Annotated in this window: 10 protein-coding genes, 1 tRNA gene, 1 rRNA gene and 1 pseudogene; 4 read left to right on the forward strand and 9 right to left on the reverse strand. The window is 47.9% G+C overall.

The window, feature by feature from the left end; genetic code table 11:
* Positions 1–316, reverse strand: a 16S ribosomal RNA gene (locus NG796_RS15960); the annotation flags it as partial.
* Between the two features lie 384 nt (positions 317–700).
* On the opposite strand from NG796_RS15960, the gene glyQ reads away from it, so the two are divergent.
* From glyQ to NG796_RS15980, 4 genes are all read left to right on the forward strand, one after another.
* On the forward strand, positions 701–1597 hold the full coding sequence (glyQ, locus tag NG796_RS15965) for a glycine--tRNA ligase subunit alpha (protein ID WP_261207823.1): 897 nt from the start codon (positions 701–703) through the stop codon (positions 1595–1597).
* Between the two features lie 50 nt (positions 1598–1647).
* Positions 1648–2124 (forward strand): DUF4079 domain-containing protein, encoded by a 477-nt coding sequence (locus NG796_RS15970; RefSeq protein ID WP_261207824.1) that lies wholly within the window; start codon positions 1648–1650, stop codon positions 2122–2124.
* Positions 2125–2140: 16 nt separating this feature from the next.
* Positions 2141–4498, forward strand: coding sequence for a ComEC/Rec2 family competence protein (locus NG796_RS15975; protein ID WP_261207825.1), 2358 nt, complete (start codon positions 2141–2143; stop codon positions 4496–4498).
* Between the two features lie 40 nt (positions 4499–4538).
* Positions 4539–4625 (forward strand) — tRNA-Ser (locus NG796_RS15980).
* A 376-nt stretch (positions 4626–5001) separates the two neighbouring features.
* On the opposite strand, the pseudogene NG796_RS26590 reads toward NG796_RS15980, so the two are convergent.
* The 8 genes and pseudogenes from NG796_RS26590 to NG796_RS16030 form a co-directional block, all read right to left on the reverse strand.
* Positions 5002–5372: pseudogene (locus NG796_RS26590) on the reverse strand (hypothetical protein); the annotation flags it as partial.
* A 1074-nt stretch (positions 5373–6446) separates the two neighbouring features.
* Positions 6447–7541: a 23S rRNA (adenine(2503)-C(2))-methyltransferase RlmN gene (rlmN, locus tag NG796_RS16000; RefSeq protein WP_261207828.1), complete on the reverse strand. Its 1095-nt coding sequence runs from the start codon at positions 7539–7541 to the stop codon at positions 6447–6449.
* Between the two features lie 287 nt (positions 7542–7828).
* On the reverse strand, positions 7829–9544 hold the full coding sequence (locus NG796_RS16005; protein WP_261207829.1) for an adenylate/guanylate cyclase domain-containing protein: 1716 nt from the start codon (positions 9542–9544) through the stop codon (positions 7829–7831).
* A gap of 142 nt (positions 9545–9686) precedes the next feature.
* Positions 9687–11240 carry an FAD-dependent oxidoreductase gene (locus NG796_RS16010; RefSeq protein ID WP_261207830.1) on the reverse strand — a complete coding sequence of 518 codons (1554 nt, stop codon included), beginning with the start codon at positions 11238–11240 and terminating at the stop codon, positions 9687–9689.
* Positions 11241–11261: 21 nt separating this feature from the next.
* A complete protein-coding gene (locus NG796_RS16015) occupies positions 11262–12350 on the reverse strand; it encodes an ATP-binding protein (protein ID WP_261207831.1) in 1089 nt (362 codons plus the stop codon).
* A 162-nt stretch (positions 12351–12512) separates the two neighbouring features.
* The gene (locus tag NG796_RS16020; RefSeq protein ID WP_261207832.1) at positions 12513–13679 is read right to left on the reverse strand and encodes a beta-ketoacyl-ACP synthase; all 1167 of its coding nucleotides are present in this window, start codon (positions 13677–13679) and stop codon (positions 12513–12515) included.
* Between the two features lie 2 nt (positions 13680–13681).
* Positions 13682–14431 (reverse strand): peptidylprolyl isomerase, encoded by a 750-nt coding sequence (locus NG796_RS16025; RefSeq protein ID WP_261207833.1) that lies wholly within the window; start codon positions 14429–14431, stop codon positions 13682–13684.
* Positions 14432–14772: 341 nt separating this feature from the next.
* The gene (locus tag NG796_RS16030) at positions 14773–15339 is read right to left on the reverse strand and encodes a photosystem I assembly protein Ycf4 (RefSeq protein WP_261207834.1); all 567 of its coding nucleotides are present in this window, start codon (positions 15337–15339) and stop codon (positions 14773–14775) included.
* Between the last annotated feature and the right edge of the window lie 232 nt (positions 15340–15571).

A 15571-nucleotide genomic window follows, 5' to 3' on the forward strand; every position in this document is an offset into this window, starting at 1 on the left:
GTAGGAGTCTGGGCCGTGTCTCAGTCCCAGTGTGGCTGCTCATCCTCTCAGACCAGCTACCGATCGTCGCCTTGGTAGGCTTTTACCCCACCAACTAGCTAATCGGACGCGAGCTCATCTCCAGGCAATTAATCTTTCACCCTTAGGCACATCGGGTATTAGCAGCAGTTTCCCGCTGTTGTCCCCGACCTGGAGGCAGATTCTCACGTGTTACTCACCCGTCCGCCACTATGAACCCGAGGGTTCACCGTTCGACTTGCATGTGTTAAGCAGACCGCCAGCGTTCATCCTGAGCCAGGATCAAACTCTCCGTTTTAATTCTAAAGTTAGGTTCATTTCACTGAATGATTTCCTGTGACTTTAGGCTTTTCACTTTGAGTGATTGGCTATTTGGTCTAAAAACTTGCGTTTTTTTGACGTTTAGTTTATAGTCTCTAGGTATAACCCTTTAGAGACTTCTGATTTCTTGACGAGACCAGGTTTCTATTGGCTTTCAAACTCTTTAATTGTCTTGGTTCAGGCGCGACTCGGTTCGTTGCCTTTCCTCACCGCGCTTTACTACTTTAACTAACCCACCGGGGTTTGTCAAGCGTTTTTGAGGATTTTTTTTGACTTTTTGGGAAAAAAGTCTGAAAGCCTTTCACGGGGAGAGTTTTAGGCGAGAATAAATAATGAACTTGCTTGCAGAGGAAAGCGAACCGTGAATTTTCAGTCTGTGATTGCCACGTTAAATCAGTTTTGGGCCGATCGCGGTTGTCTGATTGCCCAGCCCTACGATATCGAAAAAGGCGCAGGCACCATGAATCCCCATACCTTCTTAAGGGCGATCGGTCCCGAACCTTGGTCTGTAGCTTATGTGGAACCTTGCCGTCGTCCCACCGATGGCCGCTATGGCGAGAACCCCAACCGCTACCAACACTATTATCAGTACCAAGTCATCATCAAACCCTCCCCCAACAATATCCAAGATCTGTATCTGGATTCCCTGCGCGCTTTAGGAATCCGTCCGGAAGACCGGGATATTCGCTTTGTGGAGGATAATTGGGAGTCTCCCACCCTAGGAGCTTGGGGCGTCGGCTGGGAAGTTTGGCTCGATGGCATGGAGATTACCCAATTTACCTATTTCCAACAATGTGGGGGCATCGATTGCCGTCCCGTTTCCATCGAGATTACTTATGGACTGGAGCGCTTAACCATGTATCTCCAGGAAAAAGATGCCTTCACCAAGATTAACTGGACCGATGAGGTGAGTTATGGAGATGTTCACCTGCAAGGAGAAGTAGAGCAGTGCGTCTATAACTTCGAGGCATCTAATCCAGATTTACTGTTCAAGCTCTTTGCTCTCTATGAAGAAGAGGCGGAACAGCTAACAGCACGAGGATTGGTGGCTCCTACCCTGGATTATGTCCTGAAGTGTTCTCATACCTTTAATCTATTAGATGCCAGAGGCGTGATTTCCGTAACGGAGCGGACTCGTTATATTGGGCGGATCCGCAATTTGGCGCGACGGGTGGCTCATCTGTATCTGGAGCAACGGGAGAAACTAGGGTTCCCGCTTCTGAAAGGTGACCCCTCTGATAATGCCTCGGCTGCCTAAGTGGGTTTAACCCGTGATATTGAATTAAAGAGTAAAGAATAGGAGAAGGAATGATCGATCTGAGTGAAGTCCTCGAACCGATCGCCAGTCAGTTTCGCAGTTTGGGGCTACCTGAGCCGATTGTGCATTGGGGACATCCCCTCATGATGGGGATTGTGATATTTGTAATGGGTAGTTATGTCGGCTGGTCCGGATGGCGCGGACGACTTGCACCGGATAAGGATGCCGCAATTAAGGCCCGCAGCGACCATCGCAAACTGGCCCCTTGGATGTTCTTATTTATGGCCCTCGGTTATACCGGAGGGGTTTTATCTTTGGTGATGCAACAACAGCCCATTTTAGAAAGCCCTCATTTCTGGACGGGTTCGATATTATTGGTGTTGTTAGCCCTGAATGGAGCGATGTCTTTGGGATTTCAGGGCGATCGCCTCACCCTGCGGGTTGCTCATGCCTATTTAGGAACGGTGGCCCTTGGGCTCATGTTGGTTCATGCCTGGGTGGGATTAAAACTGGGTCTATCTATATAGAGGAAAGCGCAACCTGATGACTTCTGCCCCTTTAGTGGTTCTGTGTTTAGCCTACATTTTAGGATTACTCTGCACCCGTTCTACCTGGGGAGGATTAGTGGTCCTGAGTTTGACAGGAGCGATCGCCGCCCTCCTGTTGCTGAAAGTACCATTTCCAAGACGCATCGAAGTCCTAAAAGCTGGGTTACAACCTAGAATTTGGCTAATTGCAGGAGCAATCGGGTTTCTAGCGACCCTCTATTTACCCCTGCGGCAGCCACAAATCGGCGTGAATGATATCAGTCGGTTTGTGGCTACCTCAGAGGCCCCTTCTGGTGCGCAACTGGTGAATGTCTTCGGAAAAGTCGCCAGTGAAACCCGATTAACCCGCAGCAACCGTATTCAATTCTGGTTTGAACCCAACCAAGTGATTGAACTTGTGGGGACTTCTGGAAGTGAAGGGAGCGATACTGCAAAAACCCAAACTGTTACCGGCAAGCTCTATGTCACGGTTCCCTTACTTCAAGGCACCGGGTTATATCCGGGTCAACGGGTGGAGGTAACGGGTCGATTGTACTTGCCTAAACCGGCAGCAAATCCTGGAGGGTTTGACTTTCAGGCTTATTTGGCAAGAGAAGGGACTTTTGCTGGGTTAGCGGGACGGCAGGTGAATTTACGGACCAGCGATCGCCCCCAGAATTCCTGGGGAATGTGGCAACTCCGACGGCGGATTTTGCGTGCTCAAGTCCGGGGATTGGGAGTGCCAGAAGGCCCCGTCCTCAGTGCAATGGTGTTAGGAAGACGAGCGGTTGATCTGGGTCATGACATTCGCGAACGCTTCATACAAGTGGGTTTAGCCCATGTTCTAGCCGCTTCAGGATTTCATGTGGCAGTTATTTTAGGATTGGTTCGAGCAGTCACCCGTCGTTTCTCTGAAAAAACTCAATTTGTTTATGGAGCGGTAGTTTTAATTATCTATGTGTTCGTAACGGGGGGTTCACCTTCGGTTTTACGAGCGGCATTAATGGGTTGCGCAGCATTACTGGCTCCTTTAATGCAGCGTCAGGTGAATGCTTTAGGGTCTCTGTTATTAGCAGCGACCTTTTTGCTACTCTGGAATCCCCTGTGGATTTGGGATTTAGGATTTCAACTTAGTTTTTTGGCAACTTTAGGATTGTTAGTCTCGACCCCACCCGTTTTAAAGCGGTTGGATTGGTTACCCCCGGCGATCGCCTCTTTGATTGCGGTACCGATCGCCGTGGCGGTATGGGTGCTACCTTTGCAACTCTATACCTTTGGGGTATTAGCTCCTTATAGTATCGGATTAAATATTCTGCTCTCGTTGCCTTTGGCGGGAATTACTCTGGGGGGATTTATCAGTGCGATCGCCGCTGCAATCTGGCCGCTAGCGGGGACAGCGCTCGCGTGGTTGCTATATTATCCCCTGAAATTAACGATCGCCCTTGTCGAATTTGTCAGCCAATTACCTGGAAATTCCATTGCTACAGGAACCCTCTCGATTGTACAGGTCGTGCTCCTCTATGGAATCGTGGTATCAGTGTGGGTGATTCCTTGGTTGCATCAAAAACGGCGATGGCTATTGGGATTCCTGTTTGCGGTGGGTTTGGTAGTGGTGCCGGTATTATATGCTCAAACGACAGTCTTTCAGATTACAGCCCTGGCAACTCGTGGAGATCCGGTGTTGGTGGTTCAAGATCGCGGGAAAGCGATTGTGATCAACAGTGGAGATGATGCAACGGCACGATATGCGGTGTTACCTTTTCTGCGACAGCAGGGGGTAAATCAAATTGATTGGGCGATCGCCACCATGCCAGTGAATTACCGCAGTGGGTGGTATCAAGTCTTAGATAGTTTGCGAGTACGGCTGTTTTCTTCGCCGCCTACAGGCCCCTATCAGAATGGAGATCAGCCTTTACTAACGAATTTAAGCAATCGCAAAGGGTCCTATCATCCTTTACCAGTCGGACAAACCTTGGCAGTGGGAACAACGGGAGTTCAGGTGGTGAGTCTGAAGCCGCCGGTGGTACAGTTCCAAATTCGCAATCAGATGTGGTTTTTACTGGGGGATTTGAATCCTTCAGAACAAAGCCGTTTAGTCACAGCGGGTTCGTTGCTGGAGGTAAAGAATGGGGAGTCACCGTTGCGGGTGTTGTGGTGGTCCGGGGAACAGTTGGCTCCTTATTTAGTTGAGGCCCTGCAACCGTCGGTAGCGATCGCCTCCAACGATGCGATCGACCCACAGACGGAACGATTACTGCGACAACGGAATACTCAAATTTATGCGATCGGTCGGGAAGGGGCAATTCAGTGGAATTCCCGGGATGGGTTTGAATCAACCTTGGATCCTCTGGATAATGAAAATCTTTTCCTCTAGGGCTTCCCAAAGCGGGGGAGATAGGGTAACATGAGCAATTGGAGAGGTGGCAGAGCGGTTGAATGCGGCAGACTCGAAATCTGTTATGGTGTCACAGCCATCGGGGGTTCGAATCCCCCCCTCTCCGTTTCTAAATTTTATTACCTATTTCAGGTTGATGATGGCTGATTTTTGGGTCAGCCAAGGTTGACCAGATTTATCGGCAGATGAGCGATTAGCGCTCGCCCTCTGAAAATCTATCCCCCTGATTCGAGACTATCTTGTCAAACAGCTGATCGCCAGTCGCCTCGATGCCGCAGATGCAGATAATCCCATGTATCGGGGAGGAATTGCCCTCGCGGGGGCGAATGTTTGGAACCAGGGAGGCACACTCCTTAAACCGGGGACTAGGACCGGCTGAAGCCCTTAAACACGCTCCGGTTGAGGTTCGCGCAGTGACACCAGGGGAACTGCGATAGTGGCAAATAGGACGAGAGATTTTGCACGAATTAAACGGCGATTATGACGACTTGGGGGGGGATATTATCTTCTTTCCATTGCAGATAAGACCCGCGTTTTCCTTTAGGGTAGCCAAAGGCTACCATTACCTCTCGGGCGACTCTGAGTTTATTGTTGCCTTCTCCAGGATACCAGAGTAAGTCTCCGGCGACAAATACGTTAGGGTCTTCTTTAAACCGGGCATCAATTCATCCTTATGATACTAGAGTAAGTTTCCGGCGACAAATACGTTAGGGTCTTCTTTAAACCGGGCGTCAATTCCTCCTTGAATTGTCACAATTCATCGGAATTGTTCGGTGTTATCTGCCATCGGTTGACTATCGCTTTCGGGGTAGATGATTGAGGATTTTGGAATAGTTGTAGTTTCTGTACCCATTGTTGCCTCCGTGGGATGTTTTGGCTAGAGTCAATTATTAAAAGTATGGAAGTTTGAGCTATTTTTTAGGATTTCTATAATCAATTGATTATATCAAAATCCTCTCTTTTTTAAGGGCCAAAAGGGGAGTAACCCAAGGGATATGACGGGCTAGAAAAAGGGGATAGGTTCGGGGAAGCTGTGGAGTAGGGATGGGAAATTGAGAAAGGCGAATGGTTTTTTCTACACTGTAATTTATGCTGTAATTTATAATGAATGGTTGGGAATGGTTAGGGTGGGTTGGTTTGAAAGAGTTGAACTGGATGGGGGACCGATCGCCCGTGTAAATCTAATCCCTCGTTTGACCCTAGATCGGACTAAACCTGTGACCGATCGCCTCTGCAATTTGCTGAATTTTGGGGCATCCCCTTGAGAATTGGACTATAATTCGGCAATAAGTGATGGGGATCACGGATAAAGCGGATGGGGATCACTTCCTCCTGTGGCGTTTTAAGGGATGATTTTAATGGAGGAAAGAGAATAACTTCTCTCGATTCTACCCGATGAGTTCCTGGTAACGCAATGGGTTTTTACTCAAAAAGATGGTTTTTTTTTGATGAGCTGTAGCCAGGAGGCGATCGCCAGGTGAAAATTTCCCCAGTCCTAGGGTGCAAGTGCATTTTATTGATCGGTGTGAAAGACAAAACCGCGATTCTCAAATACTGTAACTCAGTTTTCCCCTAATTCTTCAAATTTTTCTGTTTTTTTAGTTTCCTGTTTTTTCTAGTCCCACCATTTAACCGAGAGGGTTTAAGATGCAGACACTTCAAGCGATTCGATGCCCTAATTGTGGAAATCTCGCGGAACGGTATTATTTTTCAAAACGAGATTTTAGTCAGACCCAATGTCCGAGTTGTGATTATTTGATGGTGAGTTGTGTGAGCACGGGTCGCGTTGTGGAGGCTTATGCTCCCGGGCTTTCGATTCGTCGGTCACATTAATTTATAAAATCCCATCGGTTAATTCTCTCTTCCTTACTAACATTCTTGCTGCTTAATTCAGGCGATCGCAATTCAAAACGCGATCGCCTATTTTTTAGGCTTTTGAGGCCCTCAGTTGACCACAAGCTGCATCGGCTTCTAATCCGCGAGAATAGCGGACACTGACTGCAATATGCCGCTTTTCTAACGCTTCTACAAAGGCTTGCACCCGCAGGCGATCGGGTCGTTTAAAGTCTACTTCTTGAATCGGGTTATAGGGAATCAAGTTAACATGACTTTGGAACCCGCGCAATAAACTCGCCAATTCTTCAGCATTTTCAGGGCGATCGTTAAATTCGGCGAGTAAGATATATTCAAAGGTCACTCGGCGTCCGGAAATTTTTACATACTCCCGACAATCGGCGATAATTTTTTCGATGGGATATCCTCCTGCATTAGGAATCAGTTTTTCCCGCAGTTTTTGATTGGAGGCATGAAGGCTGACGGCGAGGGTAAATTGACCGCGATGTTTGGCGAGTTGGGGGATGCGATCGCGAATGCCAACGGTGGAAACGGTGATGCACCGTTGACCAATTCCGATATCTTCATTGATGGATCGCACTGCTGCTAATACATTTTCAGTATTGAGTAACGGTTCTCCCATTCCCATAAACACAATATGACTCACTCGGCGTCCAAAGTCTTCCTGCACCGTTAAGACTTGATCGACAATTTCATGAGTTGCCAAATTGCGAGTAAATCCGCCTTTTCCAGTGGCACAAAAGTCACAACCCATTGGACATCCCACTTGAGAAGAAACGCAAACCGTGAGGCGTTTTTCCGTGGGAATTCCGACAGCTTCAATGATTTGACCATCTGTTAATTGCAGTAAATATTTAATCGTGCCATCGGATGCAATGGACTTGTGAGAAATGGTCGATCGCCCGAGGGGATAGTCGGCAAGTTGTTCACGCCACTGTTTGGAAAATACCGTAATGTCAGCCAGCGATCGTGCGCCTTTGTCATAAATCCAGTTATGCAGTTGTTTTCCCCGATAGCCAGGTTGCTGTTGCTGTTGCACCCATTCGGTTAACTCCGGTAATGAGAGTCCCAATAGGGGTTTTTTCTCCGGGGAAGATTTTCCGGGTTTGGCTTGTTCCACTGTTTCTGTGGCGGGTTGTTCAGCGGTAGGTTGAGGGTTAGTCGTCATGATAGATACAACTCTAAAGGTAGGGGGTCTAGGCGATCGGGATTTGTGGGTAATACAGGTGTAGAACAATTTCGTGCAGGTTCTAGGCGGCAGAAAGCACCAGGGATAGTCAGTTCCCTTAACCCCTGCTTTAGTTTAGCAACTCGGTGAACGGGAAATTGCCGCCACAATTGATCCAAGGTAGAGGGTCCAGAGGGGATGAATGGGGCCAGGGAGGGAGACGATCCCACTTCTTAATTGTATGACTCCAGGGCCTTAGACTCGCGATATAAAGTCGGTTGAGGGTCCTATCGCTCTAATCCGGTCCCAAAGCCATAGCTGGTACTGGTACTGGGATCGGGAAAGGGCAGTAACTGGCGTTCTTTCTCTGCTGGTTCCGGATTTCTACCCAGGAGAAAATAAGTTTTCATCTCTCCTTTTCCTTTAATCATAATGGAACCGCGTTCTTCAAACTGATAGGATGTTTGTAACAATTGATAAGTATCTTCGCTAACTTGAATTGAGCCAGGTAAACCGTGAGATTCCATCCGACTGGCAATATTGACCGCATCCCCCCAAAGGTCATAGATAAATTTTTTCTGCCCGATTACTCCAGCAACAACTGAGCCGGTGTTAATGCCAATTCTAATATTAATATTCTCCTGATGATTTTGATTGAACTGACCGATCGCCTGTTGCATATCTAGGGCCATTTCAGCCACATCTAGGGCACAATCGGCTTTGGGTTCAGGAAGTCCGCCCACGAGCATATAAGCATCGCCAATAGTTTTAATTTTTTCTAAGCCATGTAAATCCGCAAGGCGGTCAAATTCAGAAAAAATTTCGTTGAGGAGGGTCACCAATTCCCGGGGAGAAATGCGGGAGGAGAGATTTGTAAAGCCGACAATATCTGCAAATAAAACCGTGACATCGGTAAACTGATCGGCAATGGTAGTGGGTTCTTCTTTGAGGCGATCGGCGATAGTTTTGGGTAAAATATTCAGTAGGAGACTTTCCGATTTAGCTTGTTCGATTTCTAATTGCTTTAAGGCATAGACAAATTCCTGAGCGATCGCACTGGCAAAAACTAGGGCTAATAACAACGCCGCCACTAGCAATCCCGTGGCTGCCTGACTGGTTTGATTAATGCGGTATTCCCCCCGCTGAACTTCTTGGCGGGCGATTTCCAGCAATTGAGCAGAGAGTTCACTGGCTTGGCGATCAAACTGGGAAATTTGGGCCCGAATTTCCAGATCTAAGCGGATAATTTGTTGGGCAAGAACTTGATAATCCTTGAGGGCATTGAGGGCGTTCAATTGCCGTTCTAAACTTAAGTTAGGGGACTGCCGAATCGCGGTTTGTAACTGCTCAATCGCTTGATACAGGGCAGCACGTTCGGGATTTTGGCGATCGCTGAGATACTCTTGTTCCCGGGATTGCAGTTGCTGATATAACTCCATCAAGTCTGGATCATCAGCCAATTGGAGAATATCTCCTACTCGTTGGGAATTTTGCTGTAAACGAGCGAGTATTCCCGTTTCATCCATCCCCAACTCCCCCACCACTCCCACAGCTTCTCGAAAGCTACTGGCGTACTGTTGTACCATTTCTTCATAAGAAACAACCGCTGGATTGCTCTGACGTAAGGTGGCACTGACTTGATCCGTTGCGAGTAACGATTGCAAGAGATCACTAATCAACAGTACCATGTCAATTTGTTCTCCATAAGCTCTCGCATATTCCTCCCTCGCATCTAAAAACCCAGTTTTTGACCACTGTTCAAAAAAGTCACGTTCTAGGCGACGGGCTTGATCTAAAGCATCGTTCATTTCAAACACCAATCGTTGGAGTTTAATACTACTAACAATGGTGGCTTGAGTTTCAGTTCGCACAAAGTTCAGCGACAGCCATCCTGTTGTTGCCACCCCTCCCAAAATTAACATTAGCCCGATGAAAGCCGAGCTAAATTTAGCGGTAATATTTAGACTGCGCCAGGATTGATTTAACCCGTGCCATTTCTTCATAAAATTCCCTGAAATTCCGGTTCAACATCAACAGATTCTTGAGTTTTTAGTAGATGCACCCAATAAGCCTTCTGAGCGTCTGACGGAATATAGATGCACCGTGTTCTGATGAAGAAACGGCAAAGATTGTCAGCCAAACCGCTTAATTTTTGCAGTCGCCCCCGGATCCGTACTGCCAAGCTTGAATCAACCGATGGCAATAATATTGTTGGGCGGGGGGTAACCGATTAACCCATGTTTCACACCGTTGTCCGATGGGGGATAAGGCACTATAAATACCGAGGTTAAGGTAATGCTGCATCCAGTCTACCAGAGCGGGGAGTCCGACTTGAGGAATGACTCGAAAAACAGAGGGAGTTTGCGCGATCGCGGTTTTAAATAGGGTTTGGGAGAGTCCCCCAAATTGGATCACATCTTGTAAAAAGGGTTTAAGAACCGGATCTCCTAACTGTTCCATACAACTGAAAACACCGGAGAGGAGTTCATTAATTTGATTCGGTGCAAGTTGTTGTTCCATCCCCACACTCATCGCCCGTTGAAATAACCAAGTTATGGAAATATTCGGCTGATAGGGTTGTAATCGGGCTAAGGCACTATGGGAGAGCATCTCTTGTTTTAATGCCTCATTAATGCCCTGAGTTAAGCGGTTGAGGTGGCGCAACATTGCCCCAAATCCCCCAAAACTAAGAGGAGATTGGATGCCGCTGCTATCTCCCACGGCAAGAATCCGGTCCCAGGGCGATCGCACCGGACTATCTCGATAAGCCGGAAAAAACCCAAATAGCGCCCGCACAAATTCTAACTGACCTAACTGCACCTTTTGATATTCAGGCAATAACTTTAAGTAATCTTCAAATAACTCAGTTAAACTTAAACGACTGGGATGGGTATCTAAATAAGTAAATAAATAAGTTGTGCGCCCATCTCTTGCGGGAAAGGCTTCCCAAAAATACTGACATTGCTTTTGAATGGGGGTGAATGAGGTGATTAAATCTCCCGTTTCATTTTGGGGAAATCCTTTGGCACAACTGCCGACCACTAAACAAACACTATCGGGTTTTTGTCCTTGACGAATTTGGCGGACAATGGGAGAAAAATGACCCATGACATCAAGGAGTAAGCGGGCCGTAAAAGATTGTCCTGTGGTACTTTTAACGACGATGCCATTGGGGTGAACACTCGCATTTTCAAAGGGGGTATTTTCAAAAATTTGACCCCCAGCTTTTAAAAACCGGGCTTTAAGAGTATCCAGGAGATAGACTGGATCAACGCCGATGTTGAGAACATCGCGGACCCAGAATTCGGGACCGTTATTAAATTGAATACGGGCGGGGTTGTATTGGGTGGCGATCGCCTGTTCTAACTCGGCTTCTGAGAGTAAATTTAGGGCTAAAAATACCGTTAATTCTTCGCGGGAAATGTTCCATTCTTGATCTCGACCCCGCAGGATACCTCGCTCAATTAACGCAACCCGCCAGCCTTTAACTGCTAAAGCGGCCCCGATAAAAATTCCTAACGTGCCACCACAAACTAAAATATCCCATTCCCATGAGGTGACGGGTTGGGAATGTTCTGTAATGACCGAAGGAATGACTTGGGGATTTTTTTTCAAGGATTGCCAGAGGCGATCGCTGCGATGGAGTCCCGTGAGAACATCACCGGGTAGCTGAGAGAGAATGCGTTCAGTCAGGGTCATGGTTTAAACTTAAATTTCGACTCAACAAAGGGGTAAGCGGATGTAAAACGTTGTGCCTTTTCCAGCTTGGGATTCAAAAGTAATATCGCCTCCATGTGCTTCCACAATTGAAAGGGCGATCGCCGTTCCCAGTCCCGTTCCACCGCGCTTTCCGTAGGTGACAAAGGGATCAAATAATCGAGTTTGAATGGCTGGGGGAATGCCCGGTCCACTGTCAGCAATTTTGATTAAGGCATCCCGGTCCAGCTTAGTGGCGACCATGACGATTTGTCCCCCCTGACCGTCTAAGGCTTCTACAGCATTTCCGACTAAGTTCTGCCAGACCCGCATCAGTTTATTTTCATCAGCATTCAAAATAATATTATCACACTGAAGAATAAAATTAATATGAGATTGATTCCAGTATATAAAATTTAATCGTTGGAATTTTTCTAAATTTTCTGATAAATTAAGGGGTTTTCTATTTAAGACAGCATTACCCCGAGTAAATTCTAAAATTTCCTCAGTCATCACTAACATTTGAGTGATTTGGGCTTGAATTAAATTACACCATTCCTGAGTTTCTTCATCTCCATGTAAATCTTTCAACATCGAAGTGGCTAAAGAAATACCCGTAAAAGGACTTTTTAAATCATGAATAATAGTATTTGCCATTTCTCCAACGGCCATCATTTTATGTTTGTGAACCATCTGATTCACATATTGTTCGGTGGTCAGGCGGAGATAATGGATAATATGGTGAAATAATTGCAACACCACCTTTCCTGGAGACCGTTCTAAAATATCCATGAGGCGATCGCGTGGGATTTTGGCAATGGTAGCGGGGGTGCAAGCCACCGCTCTAGCGCTGCGCGGTTGTCCATCTAAAACCCCAAACTCACCAAAAAAATCATTTTCCTCCGCCCAGGCCACATTTTGATACTGGCCTAATCCTCCTCGTTTACTAAATTCAATTTTTCCGTCTAAAACGAGATATAATGCATCGGGTTTTTCGTTTTCTTCAAAAATAACCGTCCCTTGAGGAAATTTTTCTATCGTGGCACTGTGGCACAATTCCGGTCTTTGGTCGGGGAGAAAATAGGAAATAAATCGATGCGATTCCAAATCCATGTTAAGTTACCTGCATCGGGAAGAGACTAGGGGGGTTAACTCTATCCTACGAAAGTTTAGGGATGGGGTAAATGCCTGTTTTAAAAGTTTTTAGGATTCGGGAGCGCTTTCTTCTTTGGCGAGAGGAACCCTGGAGGGCAAGAGAGACGATTGGGAAAAGTTTTATTGTCCTAACGCTAACACAGCATTCTGGCCGCCAAAACCAAAACTAAAACAGAGGGTACGGTTGACAGGGATTTGCCGCGATCGCCGCACAAAATCTAGGTCAAATTCGGGGACAGTCAACCCCACACAGGGGGGTAAACAGCGATCGCGCATTGCCAGGAGACAAAAGGCAGCACCCAAGGCCCCAGAAGCGCCTAAACTATGACCTGTAGCTCCTTTGGTCGAACTCACCGGCACGCCTTGGGGAAACAGGGAAGCAATCAATTTGGCTTCAGTGCAGTCATTGAGATGGGTGCTGGTGCCATGCGCATGAATATAGTCAATTTCTGATGGGTGCAACTGCGATCGCCTTAGACATTGCTCCACCGCTGCGATCGCCGCCGTTGCCTCTTGATCCGGAGCATTGGCATACCGTGCATCATTGGTAATCCCAAATCCAAGGATTTTCCCATAAATCTTCTTAGCCCCACGCTGGTGAGCGAAATCCGCCGATTCTAGGACCAAAACGGCGGCAGCTTCACCCAAGACCAACCCTTCCCGATAGCGGTCAAACGGATAACAGCCGGTTTTGGCATAAGCACTCATTTGAGTAAATCCGGTGAGGGCCAAGGGGGTGATGGGGGCTTCAACTGCACCCACCAGAACTTGCTGACATTGACCTGTGCGGATCAGTTCAACCCCTTGGGCGATCGCCCAAATCCCCGTCGCACAAGCCGCCATCGGGGCCATCACGGGTCCCGTGCCCCCAATCTGCCGCGCCGTCGCGATCGCCGGAGTATGGGGTAACAGGTCCAACCAATTCCGCCCCCAATTGCCGTCGTCCCTTGGGGGCGTTTGACAAAATTGCCGTGCCAGTTGCTCCAATTGGCCTTGGTGAGCGCGACTCGACCCCATCACCACCCCACAATCGGGCAGGGGTGGAACCAAACCGGCATCCTTGAGGGCGCTAGTCACCACGGGTTCAAGGAGTTGGTCGAGGCGAGCGGGAGTGGGTCCAATTTGAGCGAGGGGACGGGGGGGCAGTTCGGGGAACGGTTGGCCGGGGGCGATCGCCGACTCCGACCCCAGCAATCTGCGCCAAATCGGCTCCAACCCATCGCCCAAGGCGCAAACTAGACCGATTCCCGTCACCACAATTTGCACCCCTGGATGGCCGGTGATCACGTTTAGGAAGGACCGTTAGAACGAAGATTTTCCAGGCCCTCAACCACCTTAGCGGAGTCAATGCGATCGCCCTGTTCAATTCCGTCTACCACATCCATGCCTTCAGTCACCTGACCAAAAACGGCATAATTGCCATCTAAGAACTCTAAATCGCTCAAGGTAAAGTAAAACTGAGAGGATGCTGAATCCGGGGCTTGCGATCGGGCCATTGCGATCGCGCCGCGCTTATGTTTCAAAACCGGAGGTTGATTAATTCGGGCCGCTTGCAGGGGTGAACCATAGACCGGACTCGGGGCCCCTTCCGGAGTAATTTCTAAAGGAATGCTGCGTTCCCGACCTGTTTGCGGGTCAATAAAACCCCCAGTTCCTAAATCGCCCCTAAAATTGGGGTCTTTGCTTTGCGGGTCTCCCCCTTGAGCCACAAAGGGTTCCGGTGTAAGCACCACCCGATGGAACGTTAACCCGTCATAGACCTGACGCTGAACCAAATCCACAAAATTCCCCGCCGTAATCGGCGCATTTGTGCCATCGACTTCAATCGTGACGGGTTTGCCCTTAATCATCATTTCCACCGTCGCTTTTCCCTCCAAACGGGGGAGATTGCTGAAGGCATCAGGAGTTTGTGTTGTGACAGGAGGTTCCGTCGGCAAGGTAGACGGTGGGGATGCCGCCTCCTGTTGAGCGCAACCTCCGATCAACAAAGCACCTAGAATCATCACTGATACGATCCACTGCCGAATGTTAATTTCCATGTTCAGTTTCCAATACAATATGCTGAGCTCGCGAGTGATATGAGATATGATGCCAATCTTACCTGAGCTAATTTTCTCGCTCCGGGCATCACAGGAATTGGGAAAAAAATAGGGTTAGGTTCACCCATGAAGCTTTCTTTGGGGATTTCACCGGATAGGTCAAGAGGGGCACTTTATGAATTACCCCTCCTCACCGATAGAAGTGATGCCTAAGTCCTGATCGAGTTGTCCCCGGCTAAGAAAAGCGATGCCGATTTTCACGGATCTATTCCATCCTTTTCACCCGAAATAGTTGACTCTACAGCCGAAAAAATCTCAGGGTGTAAGAGGATTAACCAAGCTTATAAGCCTTCGAGGGGAACCCCCAAAAACCGAGCTAATTCTGCACCTTCGTTTTCCAGTTCTGACAAAGGGATTGGTTGACCCACGCGACTCAATGGCAGGGGATTACGACCTTTGGTGCGCATATACATCGCCCGTTTAGGATTGAGTCCTTCTTTGACTTCAACTCGAATAGATTGGACATCTTCGAGGGGGTAGGAAATATCAATTTTCCGATTTTTGCCTGGAAATCCCCAACGGAAGATGTGCACCTTGCCGGTATCTTTATTAAATTCGTTGTAGCCCGCGCCTACATTCCATAGAATGGTGAGCCACAGATAAAGGGAAAGCAGCAAAGCTGCTACCCCATAAAAGCCCATGACCAAGCCTTGGGGAAGAAAGATGAGCTGGGTTGGGTCTGCAAACGGCAAAAAATTGACCTTCAGATAACTGGAAAGGCTGGCTAAGAGAAAGCCGATCCCTCCTAAGTTAACGATAACAACTAGAAGGTAGTTACTGAACCGGCGAGAACCGATAATTTCTTTGCGAAGTACGCGATCGCTAGTAGAGATGCTTTTTGCAGTCATCGAAAATAAGCTGGGTAAGGGAGAGAACGGAACCCTTAATTATAGAGAACTGGGAAAGATTTTCCCGGCCTCTCTAAGGGGAAGGGCAAGGCACCTAAGAATAGGTCCTCTCCTAGTATCCGTCTCTGAGGTGGACAATGAGCTAGAGTTTCTGGGAAATTCTTAATTTTTTGAAGTCCCCACCGAGGGTAAACCCTGACACAGAGCTAGGGAACCGGGGGAGACACCAAGG

The organism is Laspinema sp. D2d (genome assembly GCF_025370755.1).
GTDB lineage: Bacteria > Cyanobacteriota > Cyanobacteriia > Cyanobacteriales > Laspinemataceae > Laspinema.